General features: G+C 72.7%; 25 protein-coding genes. 16 read left to right on the forward strand and 9 right to left on the reverse strand.

The features are described from left to right. The first annotated feature begins 263 nt into the window (after positions 1-263). The 3 genes from AC07CM_RS28380 to AC07CM_RS28390 all read left to right on the forward strand — a co-directional run bounded on the left by AC07CM_RS28380 (position 264) and on the right by AC07CM_RS28390 (position 1,874). Positions 264-644 (forward strand): STAS domain-containing protein, encoded by a 381-nt coding sequence (locus tag AC07CM_RS28380; RefSeq protein ID WP_478879277.1) that lies wholly within the window; start codon positions 264-266, stop codon positions 642-644. A 146-nt stretch (positions 645-790) separates the two neighbouring features. Continuing rightward, positions 791-1,303: an EF-hand domain-containing protein gene (locus AC07CM_RS28385; protein ID WP_478879278.1), complete on the forward strand. Its 513-nt coding sequence runs from the start codon at positions 791-793 to the stop codon at positions 1,301-1,303. 97 nt (positions 1,304-1,400) lie between these two features. Continuing rightward, on the forward strand, positions 1,401-1,874 hold the full coding sequence (locus AC07CM_RS28390; protein ID WP_478879279.1) for a hypothetical protein: 474 nt from the start codon (positions 1,401-1,403) through the stop codon (positions 1,872-1,874). Positions 1,875-1,876: 2 nt separating this feature from the next. Here AC07CM_RS28390 and AC07CM_RS28395 read toward each other — a convergent pair whose 3' ends face one another. Then, a complete protein-coding gene (locus AC07CM_RS28395; protein ID WP_478879389.1) occupies positions 1,877-3,385 on the reverse strand; it encodes a class I adenylate-forming enzyme family protein in 1,509 nt (502 codons plus the stop codon). A gap of 140 nt (positions 3,386-3,525) precedes the next feature. Between AC07CM_RS28395 and AC07CM_RS28400 the strand changes: the two genes are divergently transcribed. The 5 genes from AC07CM_RS28400 to AC07CM_RS28420 all read left to right on the forward strand — a co-directional run bounded on the left by AC07CM_RS28400 (position 3,526) and on the right by AC07CM_RS28420 (position 7,766). Further along, the gene (locus tag AC07CM_RS28400) at positions 3,526-4,719 is read left to right on the forward strand and encodes an amidohydrolase family protein (RefSeq protein ID WP_478879280.1); all 1,194 of its coding nucleotides are present in this window, start codon (positions 3,526-3,528) and stop codon (positions 4,717-4,719) included. Next, entirely contained in the window at positions 4,719-5,852 is a 1,134-nt protein-coding gene (locus tag AC07CM_RS28405; RefSeq protein WP_478879281.1) for an acyl-CoA dehydrogenase family protein, read from the forward strand. The genes AC07CM_RS28400 and AC07CM_RS28405 overlap by 1 nt, the downstream gene beginning before the upstream one ends. A gap of 2 nt (positions 5,853-5,854) precedes the next feature. Then, complete coding sequence (locus AC07CM_RS28410) at positions 5,855-6,739, forward strand: acyl-CoA dehydrogenase family protein (protein WP_478879282.1); 885 nt, start codon at positions 5,855-5,857, stop codon at positions 6,737-6,739. Positions 6,740-7,136: 397 nt separating this feature from the next. Next, complete coding sequence (locus AC07CM_RS28415) at positions 7,137-7,274, forward strand: hypothetical protein (protein ID WP_478879283.1); 138 nt, start codon at positions 7,137-7,139, stop codon at positions 7,272-7,274. A gap of 18 nt (positions 7,275-7,292) precedes the next feature. Continuing rightward, positions 7,293-7,766: an ATP-binding protein gene (locus AC07CM_RS28420; RefSeq protein WP_478879390.1), complete on the forward strand. Its 474-nt coding sequence runs from the start codon at positions 7,293-7,295 to the stop codon at positions 7,764-7,766. A 234-nt stretch (positions 7,767-8,000) separates the two neighbouring features. Here the strand turns inward: AC07CM_RS28420 and AC07CM_RS28425 are convergent, their stop codons facing one another. Then, positions 8,001-8,936 (reverse strand): cyclase family protein, encoded by a 936-nt coding sequence (locus AC07CM_RS28425; protein ID WP_478879284.1) that lies wholly within the window; start codon positions 8,934-8,936, stop codon positions 8,001-8,003. An 86-nt stretch (positions 8,937-9,022) separates the two neighbouring features. Between AC07CM_RS28425 and AC07CM_RS28430 the strand changes: the two genes are divergently transcribed. The 3 genes from AC07CM_RS28430 (at position 9,023) to AC07CM_RS28440 (ending at position 12,268) form a co-directional block, all read left to right on the forward strand. After that, positions 9,023-9,934: an SDR family NAD(P)-dependent oxidoreductase gene (locus tag AC07CM_RS28430; protein WP_478879285.1), complete on the forward strand. Its 912-nt coding sequence runs from the start codon at positions 9,023-9,025 to the stop codon at positions 9,932-9,934. A 136-nt stretch (positions 9,935-10,070) separates the two neighbouring features. Then, entirely contained in the window at positions 10,071-11,219 is a 1,149-nt protein-coding gene (locus AC07CM_RS28435; RefSeq protein ID WP_478879286.1) for an acyl-CoA dehydrogenase family protein, read from the forward strand. Then, entirely contained in the window at positions 11,219-12,268 is a 1,050-nt protein-coding gene (locus AC07CM_RS28440; RefSeq protein WP_478879287.1) for a Zn-dependent alcohol dehydrogenase, read from the forward strand. The genes AC07CM_RS28435 and AC07CM_RS28440 overlap by 1 nt, the downstream gene beginning before the upstream one ends. Here the strand turns inward: AC07CM_RS28440 and AC07CM_RS28445 are convergent. Next, positions 12,258-13,262, reverse strand: coding sequence for a GlxA family transcriptional regulator (locus AC07CM_RS28445; protein ID WP_478879288.1), 1,005 nt, complete (start codon positions 13,260-13,262; stop codon positions 12,258-12,260). The two genes, AC07CM_RS28440 and AC07CM_RS28445, sit on opposite strands and share 11 nt — an antisense overlap. A 71-nt stretch (positions 13,263-13,333) precedes the next feature. On the opposite strand from AC07CM_RS28445, the gene AC07CM_RS28450 reads away from it, so the two are divergent. Beyond that, entirely contained in the window at positions 13,334-14,638 is a 1,305-nt protein-coding gene (locus AC07CM_RS28450) for an MFS transporter (RefSeq protein WP_478879289.1), read from the forward strand. An 18-nt stretch (positions 14,639-14,656) separates the two neighbouring features. Here AC07CM_RS28450 and AC07CM_RS28455 read toward each other — a convergent pair whose 3' ends face one another. Beyond that, the gene (locus tag AC07CM_RS28455; protein ID WP_478879290.1) at positions 14,657-15,268 is read right to left on the reverse strand and encodes a flavin reductase family protein; all 612 of its coding nucleotides are present in this window, start codon (positions 15,266-15,268) and stop codon (positions 14,657-14,659) included. 80 nt (positions 15,269-15,348) lie between these two features. Here AC07CM_RS28455 and AC07CM_RS28460 point away from each other — a divergent pair, with 80 nt between their 5' ends. Continuing rightward, positions 15,349-16,275, forward strand: a complete 927-nt coding sequence (locus tag AC07CM_RS28460) for a hypothetical protein (protein WP_478879291.1) — start codon at positions 15,349-15,351, stop codon at positions 16,273-16,275. Positions 16,276-16,278: 3 nt separating this feature from the next. Here AC07CM_RS28460 and AC07CM_RS28465 read toward each other — a convergent pair whose 3' ends face one another. The 4 genes from AC07CM_RS28465 to AC07CM_RS28480 form a co-directional block, all read right to left on the reverse strand. Further along, positions 16,279-17,067, reverse strand: a complete 789-nt coding sequence (locus AC07CM_RS28465) for an enoyl-CoA hydratase/isomerase family protein (protein ID WP_478879292.1) — start codon at positions 17,065-17,067, stop codon at positions 16,279-16,281. Beyond that, entirely contained in the window at positions 17,064-19,301 is a 2,238-nt protein-coding gene (locus AC07CM_RS28470; protein WP_478879293.1) for an acetate--CoA ligase family protein, read from the reverse strand. Before AC07CM_RS28470 ends, AC07CM_RS28465 begins: the two co-directional genes overlap by 4 nt. Positions 19,302-19,396: 95 nt before the next feature. Then, the gene (locus tag AC07CM_RS28475; protein WP_478879294.1) at positions 19,397-20,581 is read right to left on the reverse strand and encodes a flavin-containing monooxygenase; all 1,185 of its coding nucleotides are present in this window, start codon (positions 20,579-20,581) and stop codon (positions 19,397-19,399) included. Positions 20,582-20,787: 206 nt separating this feature from the next. Further along, positions 20,788-22,371, reverse strand: coding sequence for a subtype B tannase (locus AC07CM_RS28480; protein WP_478879391.1), 1,584 nt, complete (start codon positions 22,369-22,371; stop codon positions 20,788-20,790). Between the two features lie 215 nt (positions 22,372-22,586). Between AC07CM_RS28480 and AC07CM_RS28485 the strand changes: the two genes are divergently transcribed. The 3 genes from AC07CM_RS28485 to AC07CM_RS28495 are packed head-to-tail and all read left to right on the forward strand — an operon-like array spanning position 22,587 to position 24,311. Then, positions 22,587-23,039, forward strand: a complete 453-nt coding sequence (locus tag AC07CM_RS28485; protein ID WP_478879295.1) for a DoxX family membrane protein — start codon at positions 22,587-22,589, stop codon at positions 23,037-23,039. Then, entirely contained in the window at positions 23,036-23,431 is a 396-nt protein-coding gene (locus tag AC07CM_RS28490) for a Zn-ribbon domain-containing OB-fold protein (protein WP_478879296.1), read from the forward strand. The genes AC07CM_RS28485 and AC07CM_RS28490 overlap by 4 nt, the downstream gene beginning before the upstream one ends. Positions 23,432-23,447: 16 nt before the next feature. After that, positions 23,448-24,311: a GNAT family N-acetyltransferase gene (locus AC07CM_RS28495; RefSeq protein ID WP_478879297.1), complete on the forward strand. Its 864-nt coding sequence runs from the start codon at positions 23,448-23,450 to the stop codon at positions 24,309-24,311. Between the two features lie 10 nt (positions 24,312-24,321). Here the strand turns inward: AC07CM_RS28495 and AC07CM_RS28500 are convergent, their stop codons facing one another. Further along, complete coding sequence (locus AC07CM_RS28500; protein WP_478879298.1) at positions 24,322-24,990, reverse strand: pyridoxine/pyridoxamine 5'-phosphate oxidase; 669 nt, start codon at positions 24,988-24,990, stop codon at positions 24,322-24,324. Between the last annotated feature and the right edge of the window lie 42 nt (positions 24,991-25,032).

Consider the following 25,032-nt stretch of genomic DNA (forward strand, 5'->3'; position numbering starts at 1 on the left):
ACCGACAGCGCACGCCCCTTTGTGTCAACATGCGCCCCCGGCGGCGTCGCAGGTGATAGTGCCCTCTTCACACATCCTTCACTCGATGTGTGTCCATCTCCGATCGAACCGGATCGGTAGTGACTGAAACAAGACCCTTGCCGATCGCCCACGGTTTGCTGCTCGACGTTTCAGGGAACGGCCGCTGGGCAGCCGCGCGGAAAGAAACGTAGGAACTGCTTCCGTTTCCGGGCGGTTCCGGGAGATCCGGCGAGCGGAGGGGCGTGGCCGTGACATTCAGGGTGACCGGCGTCGAACAGGACGAGTGGGCCGTGCTCCAGGTGTCCGGGGAACTGGACCTGATGACCTCCCCGGTGCTGCGCCAACGCGTGCACGACGTGGTCGCCGAGGGCCACCACAGTCTGATCCTCGACCTCTCCGAGGTCTTCTTCTGCGACTCCAGCGGCGTCGGCGTGCTGATAGCCGCACGCCGGCTGATCCGCTCCTGCCAGGGCCGGCTGCGGCTGATCCTGCCGGACCGGGGCGCGGACGACGGCTCGCACGTCAACCGGGTGCTCGGCGCGCTCGGCGTGCGCCGCCTGTTCGACGTCCGCGCCGACGTCGAGTCCGCCGTCACCGACGAGGCGGGCCCCCTCTCGGCCTGAGCGCCGCCCCGCCCGTCGACACAGGGTTGTCGCGAAATTCCCCCGGTCTTGGCACAACCACCGCTTTCCCGCCACCTTGCCGCCGCCCAGGACGTACGCTCCCTGCCAGTCGACCCCCACGTCAACGTAAGGCGGCCCGAACAGACATGGTCAGCACCGAGTACGAGCGCAGGATCGCCGCCCGGTTCGCCACCTTCGACCAGGACGGCAACGGCTACATCGACCGCGAGGACTTCAGCGCCGCGGCCAAGGCCCTGCTCGCCGAGTTCGCCGTACCCGCCCGCTCCGACCGTGGCCAGGCGCTGTACGCCGGCGCGGAGGCCTTCTGGCAGGGCATGGCGGGCATCGCGGACCGGGACGGCGACCAGCGCATCACCCGCGAGGAGTTCGTCACCGGCGCGGTCAAGCGCCTGCGCGACAACCCCGACCGCTTCGCCGAGATCGCGCGCCCCTTCCTGCACGCGGCCCTGGCCGTGGCCGACCAGGACGCGGACGGACGGGCCACCGTCGCCGACACCGCCCGGGTCCTGCGGGTCTTCCACGTGCCGGAGGACATCGCCCGTGCGACCGCCGCCGCGCTCGACACGGACGGCGACGGCACGATCGGCGAGACGGAGATCATCCCGGCGTTCGCGCGCTACTTCACCGTGCCCGAGTGACGCACGCGGCCCGGACGCGCTTACAGCAGGAGACGGTGCTCCGTCTGAAATATCCGAAAGTGCGGTGACATCCACCGCGCCGATGCCACAGTGAGGCGTGACGTGGACAACGTTCGCGCCGTACTTCGGCGTCGTACTCGGCGGGTTCGTGTCTTCGATGGCCCAGTACTGGCTGGGGCGTGCCTCCGAGCGGGCCGACGTGCGCCGGAGTGTGCGTGACCGCGCCGAGGAGCGCCGCAAGGAACGCGTCACCCACCTCGTCGACTTCCTGTCCGCGGTGCAGGAGGCCGAGCGGGTCGCCGTGGACCGGTATCACCACAGCCAGACCGACGAGCAGTGGGAGGCGCGGGCGAGGCAGGTCGTCGACAGGATGTGGGTGACGCAGAAGACCATCCACATGCTGTGCGGGTCCGAGGTCAACACGGCGGCGCACCGCCTCGCCCACGATGTGCAGAACGTGATCAGGAACGGCCCCGAGGATCCGGGAGACCCACAGGACGAGAGGGTCTGGGCGTGCATACGCCCCAACCGCAACGTGTTCCTCGACACCGTGCGTGACCACTTGGAGTGAGCCTAGGGGAGCGGCTCCGAGAACCGCTCCCGCAGTTTGTACTTGAGCACCTTGCGCAGGGTCTCGTTCCGCGGCAGCGCGTCGACCACCTCCAGCCGCTCCGGCAGCTTGTGGACGGACAGTCCCGCCGCCCGCAGATACGAGACGACCTCCGTCAGCGTCGGTCCCTCCGAGTCCGGCCGCCGTTCGACCACCGCGCACACCAGTTCCCCGCGATCGGCGTCCGGCAGCCCGATCACCGCCGCGTCCGCCACCGCCGGATGCGCCGCGAGCAGGTCCTCGATCTCCTTGGCCGAGATGTTCTCGCCCTTGCGGATGATCACGTCCTTGAGCCGTCCGGTGAGCACGAGATGCCCGGAGCCGGTCAGGTGCCCGAGGTCGCCGGTGCGCAGGAAGCCCTCCGCGTCGAAGGCCGCGGCCGTCTGGCCGGGGTCCAGATAGCCCCGGCAGACGGCCTCGCCGCGCAACCGAACCTCCCCCTCCACGATCCGTATCTCCATCCCCTCCGGCGGCCGCCCCTCGGTCGTCGCGAGGTTCCCGGCCGTGTCCCGCGGATCGCCCATGGTGATCATCGGCACCTCGGTCATGCCGTACCCGTGGGTGAGCTGCACGCCCATCTCGCGAACGACGGCGTGGTAGACCTCCGGAGGCTTCGGGGCTCCGCCGCCGGCGAGCAGCCGCAGCGAGGGGATCACCTTCACTCCCGGCCGTTTGCGCTGCTCGGCCAGGAACATGGAGTAGAAGGCCGTGGACCCCCCGGCCACCGTCACCCCGTGCCGCCGGTACCCCTCCAGCGCGTCCGGCAGTGCGAACTGCTCGAACATCACCGCGGGGAAGCCGTACAGCAGGAGCATCACCGTGTAGTCCGGCCCGGCTATGTGGGCGTAGGGGAACGCCATCGAGCCCACGTCGTCGGGCGTGAGACGCAGCGCGTGGGCGAGGCAGGAGCCGCCCGCGATCAGGGAGCGGTCGGTGTGCAGCACGCCCTTGGGGTCGGAGGTCGTCCCCGACGTCCAGTAGATCCAGCGGACCGAGGTGCCGTCGGCGGGCGGGGCGGGCAGGACGGACGGATCGCCGTCGGGCAGGTCGTCGTACGCCTCGAAGACGCCCTTCGCGCCGAGCCGCCGGGCCATCTCCGTGTGGTCGTGGCCGCGCCAGACACCGGGTACGGCGAAGAACTCGGCCCTGGACTCGCGCAGCGCGAAGCCGACCTCGCGGTCCCGGTAGAAGGGGATGACCGGGGACTGCACGGCGCCCAGCCGTGCCAGCGCGAAGGACAGCAGGGCGGTCTCGATGCGGGTGGGCAGCTGCCAGGCGACCACCGTGCCGGGGCGTACGCCCATTCCGTACAGGCCGGCCGCGACCCGCTCGGCCCCGTCGCGCAGCTCGCCGAAGGTCAGCCGCCGGTCGTCCTGGAGCAGGACGGGCCGGTCGGGGGTGAGCCGGGCCCGGCGGTCCACCAGTTCCCACAGGGTGCGCGAGGCGCTCAGGGCGTGTGCGGCGTCGTTCACTTCGACCCCCTGCATGGCTGACGGTACGTCAGATCAGGGGCAGAGCGTAGGGCCGTGCGCCTTGTCGGTCCAGAGGCGCGGGGCTAACCTGCGGGAAACGGCACATCTGACGGTCCATCAGATAACTAGGTGGGGGACCCATGACCGAACTGCCCCGCGTCATCAGCGTCGACGACCATGTGATCGAGCCCGCCCACCTCTTCGAGACCTGGCTGCCGGCGAAGTACCGGGACCGGGGGCCCAAGCCGCTGACCGCCGGGATCGGGGAGCTGGCGTACGTCGGTGGGAAGTACCAGATCACCATGGACCCGGAAGGCCAGCCGACCGACTGGTGGATCTACGAGGACCTGAAGTTCCCGTACAAGCGCAACATCGCCGCCGTCGGCTTCGACCGGGACGAGATGACCCTGGAGGGGATCACCCGGGAGCAGATGCGGCGCGGTTGCTGGGATCCGAAGGCCCGGCTCGCCGACATGGACCTCAACCACGTCGAGGCCAGCCTCTGCTTCCCGACCTTCCCGCGCTTCTGCGGGCAGACCTTCGCCGAGGCGCACGACAAGGAGGTCGCCCTCGCCTGCGTGCGGGCCTACAACGACTGGATGGTGGAGGAGTGGTGCGGGGACAGCGGGGGGCGGCTGATCCCGCTGTGCCTGATCCCGCTGTGGGACGTGGAACTGGCCGTCGCCGAGATCCGGCGGAACGCGGCACGCGGGGTGCGGGCGGTCACCTTCTCCGAGATCCCCACCCATCTCGGGCTGCCGTCCATCCACTCCGGCTACTGGGACCCCTTCTTCGCGGTGTGCCAGGAGACCGGGACCGTCGTCAACATGCACATCGGCAGCAGCTCGCAGATGCCCGCCGCCTCCCCGGACGCACCGCCCGCCGTCCAGGCCTCGCTCAGCTTCAACAACGCGATGGCCTCGATGATGGACTACCTGTTCAGCGGGGTGCTGGTGAAGTTTCCGGCGCTCAAACTCGCCTACTCCGAGGGCCAGATGGGCTGGATCCCGTACGCCCTGGAGCGCGCCGACGACGTGTGGGAGGAGCACCGCGCCTGGGGCGGGGTGCGCGACCTGATCCCGGAGCCGCCGTCGACGTACTACTACCGGCAGATCTTCTGCTGCTTCTTCCGCGACAAGCACGGGGTGGCGTCCCTGGACGTCGTCGGCCGCGACAACGCCACCTTCGAGACCGACTACCCGCACGTCGACTCGACCTTCCCGCACACCAAGCAGGTCGCCCTCGACCATGTGAAGGGCCTGGACGACGAGACCGTCTACAAGCTGATGCGGGGCAACGCCATCCGCATGCTCGGCCTGGACCTCGACGAGTGATGGACCTCTCCTACACGCCCGAGGAGGAGGAGTTCCGGGCCCGGCTGCGGGAGTGGCTCGCCAAGGTCCTGCCCACCCTGACCGCCCAGCCGTCCCCGGACGACTGGCCCGGCCGCCGCGCCCACGACCTCGGCTGGCAGCGGACGCTGTACGACGCCGGGTACGCCGACGTCCACTGGGACGCCTCCCCGACCACGCGGCTCATCTTCCTGGAGGAGACCGAGCGGGCGGGCGCGCCCTATGTGGGCGCGAACTTCGTCGGGCTGCTGCACGCGGGGCCCACCGTCGCCGCGGAGGGCACGCCGGAACAGCGGGCCCGCTGGCTGCCGCCGATCCTGCGCGGGGACGAGGTGTGGTGCCAGGGGTTCAGCGAACCGGACGCCGGATCCGATCTCGCCGCACTGCGCACGCGCGCGTGGCGGGACGGTGACGACTACGTGGTGAGCGGGTCCAAGATCTGGACCTCGCACGCCGAGGTCGCCGACTGGTGCGAACTGCTGGTCCGCACCGACCCCGAGGCGCCCCGGCACCGGGGCATCACCTGGCTGGCCATGCCCATGGACGCCGACGGCATCACCGTACGGCCGCTGCGCACGCTCGCCGGTTCCGCCGAGTTCGCGGAGGTGTTCCTGGACGAGGTCAGGGTGCCGGCCGCCAACCGGGTCGGGGCGGAGAACGACGGCTGGCGCGTGACCATGGTGACGCTGTCCTTCGAACGCGGCACGGCCTTCGTCGGCGACGTCGTCGCCTGCCGCCGGGTGCTGGGCGAACTCGCCCGCGCCGCACGGGAGAACGGCCGCTGGGACGATCCGGTGCTGCGCCGGCGGCTCGGCCTGCTGAACGCCGAGTTCCGGGCGCTGTGGCGGCTGACCCAGTGGAACGTCAGCGAGGCGGAGGCGAGCGGCGGGGTGCCGGGCGTCGGCGGCTCGGTCTTCAAGCTGAGGTACTCGCACGCCCGTCAGGAGCTGTACGACACCGCCGCCGAGGTGCTCGGCCCCGACTGTCTCGATCTGGACCGGCCCTGGGTCCTCGACCGGCTCTCCTCGCTGTCGTACACCATCGCCGCCGGCACCTCGCAGATCCAGCGCAACATCGTCGCCGAGCGCATCCTCGGCCTGCCGAAGGGACGCTGACCGTGCGCTTCCGACTCACCGAGGAGCAGCGGGCGTTGCGGGGCGGCGTGCGGGGGCTGCTGGAGCGCAGGTTCGGCGCGGACGCGCTGCGCGCGGCCGTGGCACGGCCCGGTCACCTGGACCGGGACCTGTGGCGGGAACTGGGCGCGGCGGGCCTGTTCGCGCTGCGGCTGCCGGAGGCGCGGGGCGGGGTCGGCCTCGGTCTGCCGGAGGCGGTGCTGGTCTTCGAGGAGACCGGCCGCGCGCTGCTGCCGGGACCCGTGCTGGCCACCCACCTCGCCGCCGGGACCGTACCCGGGGCGGCCACCGGGGAGAGCGTGGTGGCAGGTGTGGACGGTCTCCTGGTGGAGTGGCTGGACGCGGCGGACGTCGTACGGGGGGACGCCTCCGGGGCCGTGGCGCTGCGCTCGGTGGACCCGCTGACCCCCCTGCACCGCCTCCCCGGCGCCCCCGGTGGTTCCGGCACCGGCGCACCGGATCCCGAGGCCGTGCTGCTCACCGCCGCCGAGCAGCTCGGCACGGCCACGCGCGCGTGCGAGCTGGCCGTGCAACACGCCCGGGCGCGTGAACAGTTCGGGCAGCCGATCGGGGCCTTCCAGGCGGTCAAACACCTGTGCGCCGACATGCTGGTGAGGGCCGAGACGGCCCGTGCCGCCGTCTACGCGGCCGCCGTGACCGCCGACCTCGCCGACATCGCCGCCGCCCGGCTGCTCGCCGACGAGGCCGCCGTGCGCGGGGCCCGCGACTGCCTCCAGGTGCACGGCGGCATGGGTTTCACCTGGGAGGCCGAGGTTCATCTGCATCTCAAACGGGCCTGGACGCGGGCCCGGCGGGGCGGCGGGGGCACGGAGAGTGCGGACGTGCTCGCCGCCGATCTGGTGGCCTGACCGCACGGCACCGCGCCGGGCCGGACGGCCGGTAAATCGATGGCCCAAGATGTCGCGGATCGTGGCGTACCGGAATCACGGAGCGTTGATACCGGGTTGTGTCCTTCGCGTGACTCGTCACGGCCCGGAGTCGGCTGCCCCCTCCGGTACCTTGTGTGGGATGCGAGTGGCTGCGAGCACGAGCCGTGCCGGTGGTGCCCCTGGGGCGTCCCCGGACCGCGCGGTGCGCGCCGCTGCTGGCAGGGCGGTAAGGGCTTTTGTCCCCGCCTGTTCGACTCCCCGGCACACGCGTCGCACAGTATGCCGCACGCGTACTCCTTCGCGCTGGAATATGCCCGAAGCGCTTGTTGGGGTGACTGTACGTCAACCATGCTGTCTCGTAAGGGAATCACGTTCCGTGACCCTTGCTCTGGCCGTTGTCCTGGCCATGCAGAAAATGGCTACGATCGTGGCCCTCGTCGTGATGCTCGTCGCGGCTTCCGCCGCGACGTTCGCCTGGCGTGGGGTCATTGGTCCGCCGGTTCGGATGGTGTGAGCGGTGCAGGTGCTTCAAGTGCAGCTGGAGATCCGGCCCGACCCCGCGGAGGTGGGACGGGCCAGGCGGTGGGCCCGCTCGCGTCTCGCCGGGCTCGGGATAGGGGCCGACGAGCCGTTGGCCGAGACCCTGGTCCTGCTCGTCTCCGAGCTGGTGACCAATGCCGTGGTGCACACCGGCCGTCCGGCGGTGCTGCGACTCTTCCTGCCGGGTACGGCGACCGGGCCGGCCGCCTCGGCGACGGTGCGGCTGGAGGTGGCCGACACCAGCTCCCGGGCGCCCGTCCCGCGCTGCGTGGGCAGTGACGCCACCGGCGGCCGGGGCCTTGCGCTCGTCGACTGCCTCGCCGACCGCTGGGGCTGGAGCGCCGAGGACGCCGGCAAGAGCATCTGGTGCGAGTTGGACCGCTGCACGCAGCCCCGGGAGGGCGCAGCGGTGGCGTACGGGGGCGGGCTGTCCGCGTACGAGGACCTCGCGTTCGAGGCGGTGTAGGCGCCCGGCGCGGCGGTGCGCCGGGAGTGCACCCGTGCGCGGCCCTTGCAAAACGGACTTAGGCAACAAATCGCCGTACCGGTGTTGACGGGCTGTGGCCGTTTGAACACGCTTGTGGACAACGATTCGCCGTGAGGGGACGGCGAGGGCTTGCGTGACGGCGGTCCTTGTCGAGCGTGGGTCGCACGGATGGCGGCGCGAAGTCGAACCAGGGGGCGCGCCGCCGACCGGACTTCACAGGACGACGACCGGTGCCACCGGTGTCCCCGTCGCGCCGACGAACGGCTCGGGCATCGCGGACAGCAGGAACGCGTACCGTTCCTCTTCTCCACAGGCTGTGGACAACTCTTCGAGATTCCAGTTCTGGCCCTGCAGCATCCCCATCTCCACCAGGTCCAGCGCGTGCACGGGCAGCCACAGATCCTCGATCTCGGGCGGGAACACCTCGAACGTGAGGGTGTCGTTCGCGACCGCGGCCACGTCCCGCGCGTGGAACCACTCCGGGCAGCGCACCGAAAGACCCGGGGACGGATAGCCGTACCCGTGCCTGTCCCCGGCCAGGTACACCTGCACCTGCCCGGTCCGCACCAGCACGACGTCCCCGGCCCGCACCCGCACCCCGCCGAACTCCTCGGCCGCCGCCAGGTCCTCCGGTGTGACCGCGTGCCCGCCCGCCAGCCGGTCCACGCCACGCGCGCGTGCCACGTCCAGCAGCACCCCGCGCGAGACCACGTGCCGGGCCTTGTCGATGCCGCTGAACTCCGCTCCGCCGTGGGCGGTGACCGTGTGCGCCGGGCGGCCGTTGTAGAGCTTCCCGGAGTGCGAGACATGGGTGAGCGCGTCCCAGTGGGTGCCCGCCTGCAGCCCCATGGTGACCGCGTCGTCGCTGCACGCCACCGTGCCGGGCCCGAACAGCTCCTGGTTGATCTGCACCATCGCGTGCAGCGGATTGACCCGCCCCGGGATCATGCCCGTCTGCACCCCGTCCTGCCGCAGCGGCAGCGCGAGCGGGACCCGGCGCCCGGAGCGCACGCAGGCCGCTGCCCCCCGCACCACTTCGTCGGTGATCAGGTTGAGCGTCCCGATCTCGTCGTCCGCCCCCCAGCGGCCCCAGTTGTTCACGCGCTTGGCGATGTCGTGAAAAGCAGGATGAAGCGTCGGCAGTGACATCCGGTCCCTCCCCGGGGCTTGTGTCCGCCCATCTGACGCGCCATAAAATCTAACGGTCCGTCAGATATCGCGGGAAGGGGCCGGGCGTGGGGAACTTCTTGGCAGGCAAGGTGATCGCCGTGACGGGCGCCGGGAGGGGCATCGGGCGCGCGGTCGCCCTCGCGGCGGCGGCCGAGGGGGCGAGGGTCGTCGTCAACGACTACGGGGTGTCCACCGACGGCACCTCGCCGACCAGCGAGATCGCCGAATCGGTCGTCAAGGAGATCGAGGCGGCGGGCGGCGAGGCGGTCGCGGTCGCCGACGACATCTCCACCATGGCGGGCGGGCAGCGGGTCGTCGATGCGGCCCTGTCCGCCTACGGCCGCCTCGACGGGGTCGTCTGCGTGGCCGGGATCCTGCGCGAACGCATGCTGTTCAACATGTCCGAGGAGGAGTGGGACCCGGTGGTCGCCACCCACCTCAAGGGCACCTTCACCGTCTTCCGGGCCGCCTCGGCCGTCATGCGGAGGCAGCGGTCCGGCACCCTCGTCGGTTTCACCAGCGGCAACCACCAGGGATCGGTCTCGCAGGCCAACTACAGCGCCGCGAAGGGCGGGATCATCTCACTCGTCCGCAGCGCGGCCCTGGGGCTGCACAAGTACGGCGTCACGGCCAACGCGGTCGCCCCCGTGGCCCGGACGCGGATGTCGGCGAACGTGCCGACCGAGCTGACGGAGATCGGGGAACCGGAGGACGTCGCCGCGCTGGTGGTCTACCTGCTCTCCGACCCCGCGAAGGAGCAGGGCGTCACCGGGCAGGTGTACACGATCGCCGGGCCGAAGATCGCGGTGTGGGCGCAGCCGAGGGAACTCCGCGCCGCGTATGCCTCCGGCGGTTGGACGCCGGAGGCGATCGCGGAGTTTCTGCCGGGATCGGTGGGGGTGGATCCGATGCCGATGCTGTCGCGGCTGGAGGCGATGGAGAGGGCGGCGCGGGACGGTTCTCGGCCGAACGCCTGAGAGCTCGGGGGCATTCGGCCGCGGCCGCTGCGAGTGGTCTCGGGCTGGTCGCGCCCACGCGGCGGAGCCGCATGTTGACACGGCCCCGCGCCCCTCGGAGGCGCGCAGGCCGACCGGCGACGACAAGGGAGGCCCTATGGACTTCGGGTTCACCGCAGAGGACGAGGGGTTCCGGGCCGAGGCCCGGGCCTGGCTGGGGGCGCACGCCGCTGCCGGCACGGATCGCCGGGCCTGGGAAAGGACCCTCGGCGGGGCCGGCTGGATAGGTCTCGGCTGGCCCGAGGCCGGGTACGGCAACCGCACCGCCACCCTCACCCAGCAGGTCGCCTGGGCCGAGGAGTACGCCAGGTCGCCCGCGCCCCCGCGCTCCGGGCACATCGGCGAGAACCTCCTCGCCCCGACCCTCATCGCCCACGGCACCGACGAGCAGAAGGCGCGCTTCCTGCCGCCCGTGGCGGCCGGCGAGGAACTCTGGTGCCAGGGCTACAGCGAACCGGGCGCCGGCTCCGACCTGGCCGGCATACGCACGTCGGCGGTGCGCGAGGGGCCGTACTACCGGATCACCGGCCAGAAGATCTGGACCTCGCTGGCCCACGAGGCCGACTGGTGCTTCGTCCTGGCCCGGACCGAGCCCGGCTCCCGCCGCCACCACGGCCTCGGCTTCCTGCTCGTCCCCATGGACCAGCCCGGCCGCATCGAGGTACGGCCCATCCGCCAGATGACCGGCACGAGCGACTTCAACGAGGTCTTCTTCGACGGGGCACGCGCACGCGTGGAGCACGTCGTCGGCGGAGAGGGGCAGGGGTGGCGGGTGGCGATGAGCCTGCTGGGCTTCGAGCGTGGGGTGTCGACCCTGGCGCAACAGATCGGCTTCGCCGAGGAGCTGGCGCACGTCGTCCGGACGGCCGTACGCACCGGCGCCGTCGAGGACCCGGTCGTACGCGCCCTGCTCGTGCGTCAGTGGGCCGAGCTGCGCACCATGCGCTGGAACGCCCTGCGCACCCTCGGCGGCTCCGGTGACCCGGGCGCGCCCAGCGTGGCCAAACTGCTGTGGGCGAACTGGCATCAGCGGCTCGGGGAACTGGCGGTCCGGGTCCGGGGCGCGGAGGCGGGTGCCGGCCCGGCGGACTGGTCGCCTTCGGCGCCGTACGAACTCGACGCCGACCAGCACCTGTTCCTCTTCTCCCGGGCCGACACCGTCTACGGCGGCTCGGACCAGGTCCAGCGCACGATCATCGCCGAGCGGGTGCTCGGTCTGCCGAGAGAGCCGAAGGGGGTCGTGTGATGCGTGGTGTGGTGTTCGACGGCAAACAGGTCCAGGTGGTGGACGACCTGGCGGTACGGGGCCCGGGGCCCGGCGAGGTGCTGGTGGCGATCTCGGCGGCCGGCCTGTGCCACAGCGACCTGTCGGTGGTGGACGGCACCATCCCCTTCCCGGTCCCGGTGGTGCTGGGCCACGAGGGCGCCGGAGTGGTGGAGGCGGTCGGCGCGGGCGTCTCCCATGTCGCACCCGGCGACCACGTGGCCCTGTCCACGCTCGCCAACTGCGGCACCTGCCCGGAGTGCGACCGGGGCCGCCCGACGATGTGCCGCCAGGCGATCGGCCGCCCCGGCAGGCCCTTCACCCGCGGGGACCGGACGGTCCACCAGTTCGCCTGCAACTCGGCCTTCGCGGAACGCACCGTCGTCAGGGCCGTGCAGGCGGTGCGGATCCCGAAGGACGTCCCGCTGCCGTCGGCCGCGCTGATCGGCTGCGGGGTACTGACCGGCGTCGGCGCGGTCCTCAACCGGGCCGGGGTGGACCGCGGGGACAGCGTGGTCGTCATCGGCACGGGCGGGATCGGCCTGAACGTGCTGCAGGGCGCGCGACTCGCCGGCGCGCTCAGGATCGTCGCGGTGGACGCGAACCCGGCGAAGGAGGCGGTGGCCCGGCAGTTCGGCGCGACCGAGTTCCTGACCTCCGCGGAGAACGTACGGGACATCCTGCCGACGGGCGCCGACCACGTCTTCGAGTGCGTCGGCCGGGTGGAGCTGGTCCGCCAGGCGGTCGACCTCCTCGACCGCCACGGCCAGGCCGTCCTGCTGGGCATGCCCCCGGCGGCGGCCGAGGCGTCGTTCGTCGTCTCGTCCATGTTCCTGGACAAGGCGATCCTCGGCTGCCGCTACGGCTCCTCCCGTCCCCAGCGGGACATCCCCCTCTACGCCGAGCTGTACCGCCAGGGCCGGCTGCTGCTGGACGAGTTGGTGACGGCGACCTACCCGGTGGAGGACTTCGAGAAGGCCCGGGCGGACGCGGAGGCGGGACGGGTGGCGCGGGCGGTGCTCACCTTCTGAGCGCCGCGGCCCCGGTCCGGAACGTGCGCCGGTATGCCGTGGGCGTCACGCCTAGGGCCTGCTGCAGGTGCTGGCGCATCGACTGGGCCGTGCCGAAACCGGCGTCACGGGCCACCTGGTCGACCGAGAGGCCGGTGGACTCCAGGAGGTGGCGGGCGCGTTCGACGCGCTGCTGGGTGAGCCACTGGCCGGGGCTGATGCCGACCTCCTCGCGGAAGCGGCGGGTGAAGGTGCGCACCGACATCGCCTCCTGCTCGGCCATGTCCCGCAGCTGGATCGGCTCGTGCAGGCGGCCGAGGGCCCAGGCGCGGGCCGCGGTGGTCGTGGCGACCTGGGGGTCGGGGACGGGGCGGTGGATGTACTGGGCCTGGCCGCCGTCGCGGTGCGGCGGGACGACCGTGCGGCGGGCCACGTCGTTGGCGACGGCCGTGCCGTGGTCGCGGCGGACCATGTGCAGGCACAGGTCGATCCCGGCGGCCACCCCGGCCGAGGTCAGCACGTCGCCGTCGTCGATGAACAGCACGTCCGCGTCCACCTTGATCCGCGGGAACAGCCGCTGGAAGCGGTCGGCGTCCGCCCAGTGGGTCGTCGCCGGGCGGCCGTCGAGGACTCCGGCGGCGGCGAGGACGTACACGCCGGTGCAGATGGAGGCGAGGCGGGTGCCCGGGCGGATGCGGGCGAGCGCGGCGGACAGCTCGTCGGTGAGCACGCCCTCCTCGTACACCGGGCCCAGTTCGTACGACGCCGGGACGATCACCGTGTCGGCCGTCTCCAGGGCCTCCGGGCCATTGGGGACGTGCACGTCGAAGTCGGCGTCCGTCTCGACCGGGCCCGGTGGCCGGACCGAGCAGGTCACGACCTCGTACAGGGGCCGGCCCGCGGCGTCCCGGGGGCGGCCGAAGATACGGTGCGGGATGCCCAGCTCGAAGGGGAGCAGGCCGTCCAGCGCGAGGACGGCGATCCGGTGCGGACGGAAACCCTGGCCGACAGTCATGGCCCGATCCTAGCGAACACTGTCCCTCGGGCCACTCGCTGTGCGAGTCGGCGGACAGGACGCTCTATGACGTGACTCAGACAACCGAATCCGCAGCTCCCGTCCAGGCACCGTCCGCCCGGCGCCGCCGAGTGCACCGGGCCTGGTTCGTCGCCGCCGTCACCTTCGTCACGATCATCGGCGCGGCCGCCTTCCGTTCCCTGCCCGGTCTGCTCATCGACCCGCTGCACCAGGAGTTCGGCTGGTCGCGCGGCACGATCGGCGCGGCCGTCTCCGTCAACCTCGCGCTCTACGGGCTCACCGCGCCCTTCGCCGCCGCGCTGATGGACCGCTTCGGCATCCGCCGGGTGGTCGCCGTCGCGCTCACGGTGATCGCCCTCGGTTCCGGACTGACCGTGTGGATGACGGCGGCCTGGCAGCTGCTGCTGTGCTGGGGTCTGCTGGTCGGCCTCGGCTCGGGGTCGATGGCCCTCGCCTTCGCCGCGACGGTCACCAACCGCTGGTTCACCGAGCGGCGCGGGCTGGTCAGCGGCATCCTCACCGCCGCCTCCGCCTCCGGCCAGCTGATCTTCCTGCCGCTGCTGTCCTGGATGGTCGAGGCGTACGACTGGCGTCCGGCCGCCGTGACGGTCGCCCTCGCAGCGCTCGCCGTCGTCCCGTTCGTGTGGATCCTGCTGCGCGACCACCCGGCCGACGTCGGTCTGAGGCCGTACGGCGCGCAGGAGTTCGTACCGAAGCCGGCGCCGGTCACCGGTGCGGCCCGCCGCACCCTCACGGTCCTCGGCTCCGCCGTGCGCACCGGCCCGTTCTGGCTGCTCGCCGGCACCTTCGCGATCTGCGGGGCCTCGACCAACGGTCTGGTCCAGACCCACTTCGTGCCCGCGGCCCACGACCACGGCATGCCCGTCACGGCGGCGGCCTCGCTGCTCGCGGTCATCGGCGTGTTCGACGTGGTCGGCACGATCGCCTCCGGCTGGTTCACCGACCGCTTCGAACCGCGCCGCCTGCTCGCCGTGTACTACGCCCTGCGCGGCATTTCGCTGCTCTTCCTGCCGATGCTGCTGGGCCCGTCGGTCCACCCGCCGATGGTCTTCTTCATCGTCTTCTACGGCCTCGACTGGGTCGCCACCGTCCCGCCCACCCTGGCCCTGTGCCGGGAGTACTACGGCGATGACAGCGCCATCGTCTTCGGCTGGGTGCTCGCCTCCCACCAGGTCGGCGCGGCCCTCGTCGCCTACCTCGGCGGTGTCGCCCGCGACGTCTTCGGCACCTACGACATGGTCTGGTACGCCTCCGGCACCCTGTGCGCGGCGGCGGCCCTGATGGCCCTGGTGATCAGGCGGCGCCCGGCGGTCCCGGCGCTCGCCCTGTCCTGAGTCCCGCCCCGGCGGGCCTCAGACGCTGTCCCCGAGCCGGGCGAACCGCCCCCGGTGGAAGACCAGCGGATCGCCCTCCGCCGCGGCGCCGAGGGCGTCCACCCGTCCCACGACGACGAGGTGGTCGCCCCCGGTGTGCACGGCGTGGACCGCGCAGTCGACCCAGGCGACGGCGCCGGCGAGCCGCGGGGACCCGGAGACGGGCGCGGGGTCGTACGCCACCCCCGCGAACTTGTCCGCGCCGCTGACCGCGAAGGCCCGGCACAGCCCGCCCTGCCCGGCGCTCAGCACGTTGACGCAGAAGACGCCCGCGCGGGCGATGCGCGGCCAGGTGGCCGACGTGCGGCCCACCAGGAAGCAGACCAGGGGCGGGTCGAGGGAGAGGGAGGAGAAGGACTGGCAGGCGAAGCCGGCGGGCGCGTCCTCGCCCTCGGCCGCCGGCGCGGTGATCACCGTCACCCCGGTCGCGAAGTTGCCGAGCACCCGCCGGAACACCGCCGGGTCCACCGGTGCCCGCTCGTCCGCCCGTACGCACCGCAACTCCGGGCGCGGCAGCGCCTCCACGGGGCCCGGCGCGGGAGCCGACCCGAGGTATCGGACGGCGGCGGCCGCCGCCCCTGCGTGTCCCATCACCCCTCCATTGAAGCTGACGGCCCGTCAGATGGGAAGGTGGTGGCGAGTCCCGGAAAGGCGCTGCCTAGGCTGCGCCCATGGGGTGGGAGAAGACGGGTGGAAGGCTGCGGGGCGCCGGGCTGACCTGGGAACGCGACGATCTGAGTGCGGCGGCGTCCCTCGGGGGTGCCCAGCTGCCGGCGGCCGGACTGCTGTGGTGGATCTACGAGGCCACCGCCCAGGACGACTACGGGGCCGGGCTGGGCGGAGCCCTCGGCGCGCTGTGCCTCCTCCTCTTCGCGCCGCTGGTGCTGCCGATCCTCGGCATGCTGTCGGCGTTCGCGCTGACCCTGCCCTCGGTGGTGCTCGCGCGGATCGCGGCCCGGCGGCTGCCCGGCCCGGGATGGGCCTGGCACGTGGTGGCCCCGGTCGCCCCCGCCCTCTTCTGGGGCCTGCTGACCGGCGTGCTCCTCGGATGGCCACTCGGCACCACGGTCCCCGCCCTGGCCGCCCTCGGGCTCCTGCCCACCCTGTGGGTCGGCCTGGCCCGCAGGCGGGGCTGGCGTCCGGCAGGCGCGTGGTGGCGGGCCGCGCTCGGCTCGGTCGTCCTCTTCGTGCTGGCCTTCGGCGGCGGGGCGGCCGCCACCGAGACCGGTCTGATCCCGACGTACGAGCCCCCGAAGCTGACCCGCGCCCAGCTGGCCGGGGTCTGGCACGGTTCGAGCGGGGCCCGGCTGCGGCTGCGCCCCGACGGCAGCGCCGAGGCCGTCAGGCTGCCCGCCGAGCCCCCGTTCGGCGACGACCACTTCCGCGACTACGTCGTGTGCGGGGGATCCGGCACCTGGGAGCCCGACGACGACTCGGAGAACACCGGGCGCCCCGGCGTCCTGCTCAGGCTCGACGGCGACTGCGGCGAGGACACCCACTGGGCGGTCGGCGGCAGCCAGGACGCTCCCGAGCTGTTCGTGCTCTTCGGCGACCCGGACGGCGGCTCGCTGCGGATCCTCGAGCGGTCCGGGACCTGACCCTCACCGCCCCCGGAACCGCGCCCCGCTGCGCTCCACGAACGACCGCAGCCCCTCCCGGGCGTCCTCGGTCGTCATGTTGATCTCCTGCGCGGCCGCCTCCGCTGCGAAGGCGGCACAGCGGTCACCGTCCAGCGAGGCGTTCACCAGCTGCTTGGTCAGCGCCAGCGCCCGGGTCGGACCGGCCGCCAGCCGTGTCGCCCACTCGCGCGCCGTCTTCTCCAACTCGTCGTCCGGTACCACCCGGTTGACCAGCCCCAGCCGTTCCGCGTCCGCCGCCGTGACCGCGTCGCCGAAGAACATCAGCTCCTTGGCCCGCTGCGGGCCGACCAGCCGGGGCAGCAGATAGGCGCCGCCGCCGTCCGGTACGAGTCCGCGCCGGACGAACACCTCGATGAACCGCGCCGACTCGGCGGCCAGCACCAGGTCGCAGGCGAGCGCGAGATGCGCGCCGAGCCCGGCCGCCGTGCCGTTCACGGCGGCGATCACCGGCTTCTCGCAGTCCAGCACGGCGGCGATCAACCGCTGGGCGCCGAGCCGGACGGTGCGGGCGACGTCCCCCGGGACGCGTTCCCCGCCGCCCGGGCCGCCGCGCAGGTCCGCGCCCGCGCAGAACCCGCGCCCGGTCCCGGTCAGGACGACGGCCCGTACCTCCGGGTCCTGCGCCGCCTGCCCCAGCAGCTCGATCAGCCGGTCCCGGTGCGCCGGGGCGAGGGCGTTGAGCGCCTCGGGCCGGTCGAGGGTGACGTACGAGACCTGGTCGCGGACCTCGTGCCGCACCGACCCGCTCATCGGCACACCACCAGCGCGTCCAGCGCCACCGCGCCCTGTCCGCGGGGCAGCACCAGCAGCGGGTTGATGTCCAGCTCGGCGACCTGCTCGCCGAGTTCGAGCGCCATGCGCTGCACCCGCAGGACGACCTCCACCAGCGCGTCGAGGTCGGCGGGCGGCCGTCCCCGGACCCCGTCCAGCAGGGCCCGTCCGCGCAGTTCGGCGAGCATGTCCCGGGCCTGCTCCTCGCCGAACGGCGGCACCCGCACGGCGGCGTCGCGCAGCACCTCCACCAGCACCCCGCCGAGACCCACCGTCACGGTCGGCCCGAACAGCTCGTCGTGCGTCACCCCGACGACCATCTCCACGCCCTGCTCGACCATCTGGCACACCAGGACGCCGTCCAGCGGGACACCCTCGTAGCGGGCGATGTCGGTCAGCTCGCGGTAGGCGTCCCGGACCTGGCTGGCCGAGGTCAGGCCGATCTTCACCAGGCCCAGCTCCGTCTTGTGGGCGATCCGGGCGCCGGACGCCTTCATCACCACCGGGTAGCCGACCTGCCCCGCCGCGCGGACGGCAGCGGCCGCGCTGGTCACCAGCTGCTCGCGCGGCACCCGGATGCCGTAGGCGCGCAGCAGCTGCTTGGCCGCGTGCTCGCTGAGCTGCTGCCCGGGCCGCATCAGGGCCTCGGCCTTGCGGAAGGAGGGGGAGGGGGTGCGCGGGGCCTCGTCGAAGGGGGAGCGGTAGCCGCTCACGAAGCGGTGGTGGTCGAGCCAGGCGCGCACGGCGGTGAGGCAGTTGCCCACGGTCCGGAAGGTGGCCACGCGGGAGGAGCCGAGCAGCACCTCGCGGTACGCGGGCTCGGTGCCGACCGGCGACCCCCACACCACGCACACCAGCTTGTCCGTCTCCTCGGCGGCCTCGACCAGATCGCGTACGAGGCGGTCGCTGAGCGGCGGGAAGGGGCCGGTGACCGGGCAGATCAGCACGCCCACCGCCGGGTCGGCGAGGATCGCGTCGATGATCTTCCGGCCGCGCCAGTCGCCCACGGGATGCCCGCCGTTGTCCACCGGGTTGGCCACGCTCAGGTACTCCGGGATCCACTGGTGCAGCTCGGCCTGCCGGTCCCGCGACAGCGTCGGCAGCCGCAGCCCGAGCCCGGCGGCCAGGTCGGCGACGTGCGCGCCCGTGCCGCCGGAGATGGAGCAGACGACGACCCCTTCGGCCCGCGGGGACCGCGCCCGCGCCAGCAGGGCCGCGGTGTCCTGCAGTTCGTCGAGGCCGTCGACGCGGATCACGCCGTACTGCCGCATGGCGGCGTCCACCACGTCGTCGGCGCCGGTGAGCTTGCCGGTGTGCGAGGCGGCCGTACGGGCTCCCGCCTCCGTGCGGCCCACCTTCACCGCGACCACCGGCACCCCGCGGCGGGCGGCGCGGTCGGCGGCCAGCAGGAAGGCGCGGCCGTCCTTCAGCCCCTCGACGTAGGCGGCGATGGCGCCGACCTCGGGCCGCTCGGCGAACCAGGAGATGAAGTCGGCGGTCTCCAGGTCGGCCTCGTTGCCGGTCGGCGCCCAGTGGGAGAGCCGGATGCCCAGTTCCTGCAGGGCGAAGACGGGCCGGCCCTGGTGTCCCGACTGGGTGATGAGCGCGATCGCGGGCCCGTCCAGGTCCTCCCGGAACCGCTCGAAGGCGTTCAGGTTGGTGTTCGGCCCGAGCAGCCGCAGCCCCGAGCGCCGTACGGCGTCCGCGAGCCGCTCCTGCGCCTCGGCCCCCGCCTCGCCGGTCTCCGCGAAGCCGGAGGCGAAGGCGACGGCGAACTTCACCTTCGCCTCGGCGAGTTCCTCGATCACCGGTAGCGGGTCGGCCACCAGCAGCACCGCCAGGTCGACCTGTTCGGGCAGCTCGGCGACGGAGGCGGAGCAGGGCAGGCCGAACACGGACGGCCGGGTCGGATGCACCGGATGCACCCGGGCCCCGACCCGCTCGGCCCAGCCCAGCAGTTGCCGGGTGATCCCGGTGTTCGGCCGCCCCTCGGCGTCCGACGCGCCGATCACGGCGACCGACTCGGGCCTGAAGAACCGGGTCAGGTCGGGAACGTCCGCGTACAGCGGCCGCCCGCCGACATCGAGGTCGGCCCCGCCGTCCAGATCGTCCGCCCGGCCGTGGACGGCGGGTCCGGGCCGCTGCTCACCGCAGGCGATGACCCGGGCCCGGCGGGAGTCGGTGGTGAGGGTGCCGTGGGTTGATCCAAGCATCGTTCCGCCCGCTCCTGTGTGACAGCCATAACTGACGCTCTGTCAGATTACTGAACTGACACAGCGTCAGGAATGGTCCGGGAGCGGCGAAGTTGCTACGGCCGTGCCGGTCTCCCGGCCACGGCCTTGGCGATCTTCTCCGCGTCGATCGCCATTTCCCGGAACATCCCGCTGATGGGATTGGTGAACCCGGTGAAGTACAGGCCGGGCGCCTCCGCCGGAGTGCGCGCCCCGTGCACCACGGGCCTCCCGCGCCCGTCCAGCACCCCCAGGTGTCCGACCAGCCCGTCCAGCGCCCGGACGTATCCCGTGGCGGCTATCACCGCGTCCGGCTGGATCCGGTTGCCGTCGGCGAGGACCACCTTCCCGTCCTCGAACCCCTCGACGGCGGCCACGACCTCCACCTTCCCCTTGCGCACGGCGTCGATGAGACCGACGTCCTGAACCGGGATGGCCCCTTCCCGCACCCTGCTGTACAGCCCGGTGTCCGGGCGCGGCAGCCCGTGGGCGGACAGGTCCGGCGTGCTGATCCTCGCCAGCGGCCGGGCGAGCCGGTCGACGAGCCCCACCGGCAGCCGCCGTACCAGCACGCCGGTGTACTGGGCGGCCCATCCGGCGGTCGAGCGGCGCACGATGTGCGGGGCGGTGCGCACCGCCAGCCGCACCCGGGCGGCCCCGCCCTCGACCAGGTCGACGGCGATCTCGGCGCCGGTGTTGCCGACGCCGACGACGAGCACGTCCCGGCCCGCGTAGGGCTCGGCGTTCCGGTAGCGGCCGGCGTGGGTGAACTCCCCGCCGAAGCCGTCCAGGCCCGGCCACTCGGGCACGCGCGGGGTGTGGTTGTAGCCGGTGGCCACGACCACCGCGCTGCCGGTCAGCTCCCGGCCGCCGGAGGCGTGCAGCAGCCAGCCCGCGCCGTCCGCGGCCCGCTCGACGCGGAACACCTCCACACCGGTGACGATCTCCAGCTCGTGGTGCTCGGTGTACTTCTCGAGGTAGCGCACCACGTCGTCCCGGGACACCCAGCGTCCGAACCGGCGGGGCATCGCGAGGCCGGGCAGGGCGGACAGCCGCCGGGTGGTGTGCAGGTGGAGGCGGTCGTAGTGCCGGCGCCAGGAGGCGCCCACCCGGTCGGCCTTCTCCAGGACCACCGCCCGTATGCCCCGCGCCCGCAGTGCGTACGCGGCGGCCAGTCCGCCGGGGCCCGCGCCTATCACGTAGACGGGGCGGTCGGCGGGGGTCGGGGAGAGGGGCGCGGGGGAGGGGCGGGAGACGGCCATGAGCGGGAGCGTAATCACGCACCCCGTTGATGGGTCTCGGTCAAGACCGGAATTGGTTGCGGATTGATCACGGGTGTACGGGAAAGGAGTGCGCGCGGTGAAGATCCGCGCCGCCGGGCCCAGGTGCGCATGGGCTCGGCGGCGCGGTGGGAGCGGCGTCCGGAGCATGACGGGAGACGGGCACCGCGGTTCGGGGAGGGGTGGTGCTACCTCTTCCCGCCCTTGTGGCCGGAGACCTTGGCGATCCAGTCGATGAAGTCGCCGGGGTCGGTGTTGGCTCCGTGGCCCTGGTCCCAGTAGTAGAGGTGGTTCACGTCGTCGCCGAGACCGTGGGCGGCCGCCGCGAGGTTGGCGGACACGGTCAGCGAGGTGTCCGAGTCCTTGGTGCCGAGGCGGATCCACCAGTGCTTCGTGCGGTTCGGGTTGGCCTTCTCGGCCAGGTGGTACATCGGGTTCATCAGCCGCAGCAGCTCGGGGATGTCGCTGTCCAGGCGCTTGGCGGTGAGCCCGGTGGTGTCGTTCGCCAGACCGTAGGCCGTGAAGTGCCGGGCCGCGGTCGTCCCCTCGCCGAACTCGTTGTTCTCGCCGGTCGACAGGTCGAAGGCGTCGAAGGCCGGGGCGGTCTTCTTGCGGGCGCCGACGTGGGCGAGGAAGTCGGCCCAGGAGAAGGCGGCCTTCCCGCCCTTCCAGCTGATGAAGGTGTTGGCCGCCAGGTAGGTGGCGCGGTCGGCGTCCGACAGGGCTCCGAGGTGGGCGGTCGCGGACGGCTCCAGGTACTGCCCGACCAGGTACGCGTCGTAGTTGCGGGCGGTGAGCGGTCCGAAGCCGTTCAGGCCCTTCAGGCGCAGCGAGGCCTGGTACTCGGCGAACCGGGACCGCAGCTCCTTGGAGAGGGTCCGGTCCACGGCCTTCCCGGTGGACTGGGTGGCGTTGGTGCCCCAGTTCCACTCGTAGGCACCGTCGGCGTGCTCCAGGTCGGTGATCGGGCACCAGGCGCCGGTGGCGAAGATCGCGTCGGACGCGTCGGCGGCGCCCAGCTCCGTCAGGTACTTCTCGTAGAGCGGGCTGTCACCGGAGGCGCCGAGGAGCGCGGACAGCGCGCCGCCCGCGCTGGTGCCGGCCGAGACGATCCGGTCGACGTCGCCGGGGATGCGGCCCCTGTTGAACCTGACGTACCGTACGGCGGCCTTCAGGTCGACGATCGCGGCGGGCGCGACGCCGTAGTGCTCGCCGTCGGCGCTCTTGAGGGTACGGCCCCGGGCCCCCGGCTCCACGACGACGTACCCGGCCGCCAGGGCGAGGAGCTGGTTGGTGCTCAGCGCGCCGCCGGTGCCGTTGGTGTTGCCGTTGGCACCCGGGGCCGAGGCGCCGGCGGCGGCACTCGCCGAGGGCGCGCCGCCCGGCATTCCGCCGCCCGTGCCCCCGCCGCCGATCCCGGTCGCGTCGGCCACCGAGGAGGGCATGTAGCCGCCGACGGAGTTCGCGAACAGGATCGGCGCGTCCGAGGCGTCCACGGCCGTGCCGTCGATCTTCACCGGGACGCTGACGTTCAGGCTCTGGTACGTCTCGTCGACCGGGTCGGCGACATAGGTGATCGCCTTCCAGAAGTGGTAGGTCACCGCGTGGTCGTCGCCGTCGGTGTCCGTGACGGTGGTCGTGAGCTCGGTGTACCCGTCCGGGTCGAAGAGGAGCGAGTCCGAGGACGCCCCGGACGACGGGCCGCTCGACGCCTGCGCGCTCAGGCCGATGCCGCCCACTGCCGCGACACCGGCGGTGGCGCCGATGCCCATGACGACCGTCCTGCGCTTCACTGCCCTGTGCTTCACCCTGCTGCCTCTCGTCTCGCCGGCTCCTGGCCCTGCGTCCGCGAACGTAGGTCGGCGCCAACAAAATCGTCAACAATCTGCCCGTGATTCACAGGGCGCCCACAGTGCCGCGGTGAACGCACAGCCGATCGACCGCAGACCCCTCGGCTTTCCACATGATCTGACGTACCGTCAGATCCATGGACGCGATCTGGCTCGACGGCGCGGAGTGGCTCGCGGTGCTGCGCATGGGGCTCGGCCTGTGGTGGCTGGAGAGCTGGCGGCACAAGGACAAGAAGGCCTGGTTCGAGCGCGGGGCGGGCATCGCCTGGGCGGCGGACGTGGCGGCCAAGCACCGCTGGGCCCCGGTGCGGGCGGGCTTCGAGACGGTGGTGAAACCGAGGCCGAGGCTGATGGCGTACATCGTGGCGTACGCCGAACTCGCCCTCGGGCTGGGCCTGATCCTGGGTTTCCTGACCCCGGTGGCCCTGCTGGGCGGCCTGGCCCTGAACGTCCTCTACTTCGTCCTCATGGTCCACGACTGGGCGGAACAGGGCCAGAACTCGATGATGGCGCTGATCTCGCTGGTCGGCTTCTTCGGGATGGCGTGGCAGACGTGGTCGCTGGACGCGGCGCTGGGGTGGTTCGGATGAGCACGGCCCGCTTCGACGTCCCCGAGCCCGACGGCTTCACCCGCCCCTACTGGGAGGCGGCCGCCGCGGGCCGCCTGCTGGTTCGCCGCTGCGGGGACTGCGGCCGGGCCCACCACTACCCACGCGAGTTCTGCCCGTTCTGCTGGAGCGAAGAGGTGGACTGGGAGGAGGCGAGCGGCCGGGCGACCCTCTACACGTGGTCCACCGTCCACCGCAACGACCTCCCGCCCTTCGGCGACCGCACCCCGTACGTGGCGGCGGTGGTGGACCTGGCGGAGGGGCCGCGGATGATGACGCAGCTGGTGGAGTGCGCGGGGGACGAGGCGGTGGCCGGCATGGCCCTGCGGCTGGCGTTCCGGGACGGAAAACCGGTGTTCGCGCCGTGCGGTTGACCGGGATCATGGAGGGATGCGCCCGGACATCTGGCAACTGACCGAAGACCTGGACGAGTTCCTCACCCGCGCCGGCGGCTTCCTGCGCTCCAGGCCGGCCCTGCACACGGTGCCGCTGACCGTGACGGACGCGCTGCGGACGCGCGGCCCGCACGTGTACGGCGCGGACGCGCCGGTGTTCGGATGGCTCGGGGACCACCGGGGCGAGGTACGGGCGGCGCTCTTCCACACGCCACCGCACCCGGTGAACGTCACGCCCCTCACCGGCCAGGACGCCGAGGCCCTGGCGTCCGGCCTGTCCGGCCTCGGCCGTGCGGTTCCCGGCATCTCCGCCGAACGGGACTCCGCGGCGGCCTTCGCGGCGGCCTGGCAACGGCTCACCGGGACACCAGGCATGCTCCTGGAGCGGCAACGGCTCTACCGGCTGGGCGAGTTGCGCGAGCCGGAACCACCGCCGCCTGGCGGCGCACGGGTCGCCGGGCCCGGGGACCGGGAACTGGTGATGCGCTGGAAGCTCGAGTTCGCCGAGGCCGCCGGGCTGCGCGCCGGCCAGGACCCGGCCGAGTGGGCCGACGCCCGCATCGCGTACGGCGGCATCACCCTCTGGCAGGCACCGGACGGCACTCCCGTCTCCATGGCCGGCGTGACTCCGCGGATCGCCGGCCAGGTCCGGGTGGCCCCGGTGTACACCCCGGCCCACCTCCGCGGCCGCGGATACGCGGGCGCGGTGACCACCCGGGTGAGCCGGTTGGCGCTGGAGGCCGGGGCGGACGAGGTGCTCCTGTTCACCGACCTCGCGAACCCGACGAGCAACGGGCTGTACCAGCGGATCGGTTACCGGGGCCTGGCGGACTTCGCGGTGTGGGGGTTCGGGGGCTGAGCGGCGGGCGTCACGGCCACAGCAGGCCCCTGCTCCAGCCGAACTCGGTGCGCCGGTACTCCAGCCGTACGTGCCGGCGGTCGGGGTCCCCCTGGAAGAACTCCACCGTCTCCGGCCGCAGCCGGTACAGGGTCCAGGTCTCGGAGGGCTCCGCCGGGTTCTGCCGGGCCCGCTCCCAGGCGGCCTGCGATGCCTGGCGCAGCTCCTCCACCGAGGACAGCTCCTCGCTCTGCCGTCCGGTGAGCGCCGCCGCCAGCGCCCCCGTCGAGCGTGCGTGCAGGTCGGCCTGGCTCTCCTGGGAGGGCGCCGACGCGACCGAGCCCCGCACCCGCACCTGCCGGCCCAGCACCGGCCAGTAGAAGGCGAGGGCCGCGTAGGGGCGGGCGCTCAGCGCCCGGCCCTTGCGGCTCGTGGCGTGGCTCGCGAAGGACCAGCCGTCCGCGTCGGCCCCGTGCATCATCACGATCCGCACGTCCGGCCTGCCGTCCTCGTCGGCCGTCGCCAGCGACATCGTGTGCGGCTCCGGCTGGCCCGCCTCCACCGCCTCCGCGAACCAGCTCGTGAAGAGGTGAAGCGGTGTCGGAGGGGCCTTGTCCGGGTCGAAGGGCCGTAGCTCCGTCACTCCGGGTGCCCACACCCGCAGCGACCGGAGCATGTCGTGGAGATCCTTTTGTGCCATGGGGCGAGTATCGCCCCCGGGCGGCGCACCGGCCGCCCGGAC

Source organism: Streptomyces sp. NPDC044061 (assembly GCF_056434305.1).

Excerpts from the sequence above, each read along its gene's own strand:
- AC07CM_RS28400 (WP_478879280.1), top strand. The coding sequence starts at position 3,526 with ATGACCGAACTGCCCCGCGTCATCAGCGTCGACGACCATGTGATCGAG.
- AC07CM_RS28500 (WP_478879298.1), bottom strand. The coding sequence starts at position 24,990 with ATGGCACAAAAGGATCTCCACGACATGCTCCGGTCGCTGCGGGTGTGG.
- AC07CM_RS28440 (WP_478879287.1), top strand. The coding sequence starts at position 11,219 with ATGCGTGGTGTGGTGTTCGACGGCAAACAGGTCCAGGTGGTGGACGAC.
- AC07CM_RS28490 (WP_478879296.1), top strand. The coding sequence starts at position 23,036 with ATGAGCACGGCCCGCTTCGACGTCCCCGAGCCCGACGGCTTCACCCGC.
- AC07CM_RS28475 (WP_478879294.1), bottom strand. The coding sequence starts at position 20,581 with ATGGCCGTCTCCCGCCCCTCCCCCGCGCCCCTCTCCCCGACCCCCGCC.
- AC07CM_RS28480 (WP_478879391.1), bottom strand. The coding sequence starts at position 22,371 with ATGGGCATCGGCGCCACCGCCGGTGTCGCGGCAGTGGGCGGCATCGGC.
- AC07CM_RS28445 (WP_478879288.1), bottom strand. The coding sequence starts at position 13,262 with ATGACTGTCGGCCAGGGTTTCCGTCCGCACCGGATCGCCGTCCTCGCG.
- AC07CM_RS28435 (WP_478879286.1), top strand. The coding sequence starts at position 10,071 with ATGGACTTCGGGTTCACCGCAGAGGACGAGGGGTTCCGGGCCGAGGCC.
- AC07CM_RS28485 (WP_478879295.1), top strand. The coding sequence starts at position 22,587 with ATGGACGCGATCTGGCTCGACGGCGCGGAGTGGCTCGCGGTGCTGCGC.
- AC07CM_RS28385 (WP_478879278.1), top strand. The coding sequence starts at position 791 with ATGGTCAGCACCGAGTACGAGCGCAGGATCGCCGCCCGGTTCGCCACC.
- AC07CM_RS28460 (WP_478879291.1), top strand. The coding sequence starts at position 15,349 with ATGGGGTGGGAGAAGACGGGTGGAAGGCTGCGGGGCGCCGGGCTGACC.
- AC07CM_RS28465 (WP_478879292.1), bottom strand. The coding sequence starts at position 17,067 with ATGAGCGGGTCGGTGCGGCACGAGGTCCGCGACCAGGTCTCGTACGTC.
- AC07CM_RS28470 (WP_478879293.1), bottom strand. The coding sequence starts at position 19,301 with ATGCTTGGATCAACCCACGGCACCCTCACCACCGACTCCCGCCGGGCC.
- AC07CM_RS28405 (WP_478879281.1), top strand. The coding sequence starts at position 4,719 with ATGGACCTCTCCTACACGCCCGAGGAGGAGGAGTTCCGGGCCCGGCTG.
- AC07CM_RS28455 (WP_478879290.1), bottom strand. The coding sequence starts at position 15,268 with ATGGGACACGCAGGGGCGGCGGCCGCCGCCGTCCGATACCTCGGGTCG.
- AC07CM_RS28495 (WP_478879297.1), top strand. The coding sequence starts at position 23,448 with ATGCGCCCGGACATCTGGCAACTGACCGAAGACCTGGACGAGTTCCTC.
- AC07CM_RS28425 (WP_478879284.1), bottom strand. The coding sequence starts at position 8,936 with ATGTCACTGCCGACGCTTCATCCTGCTTTTCACGACATCGCCAAGCGC.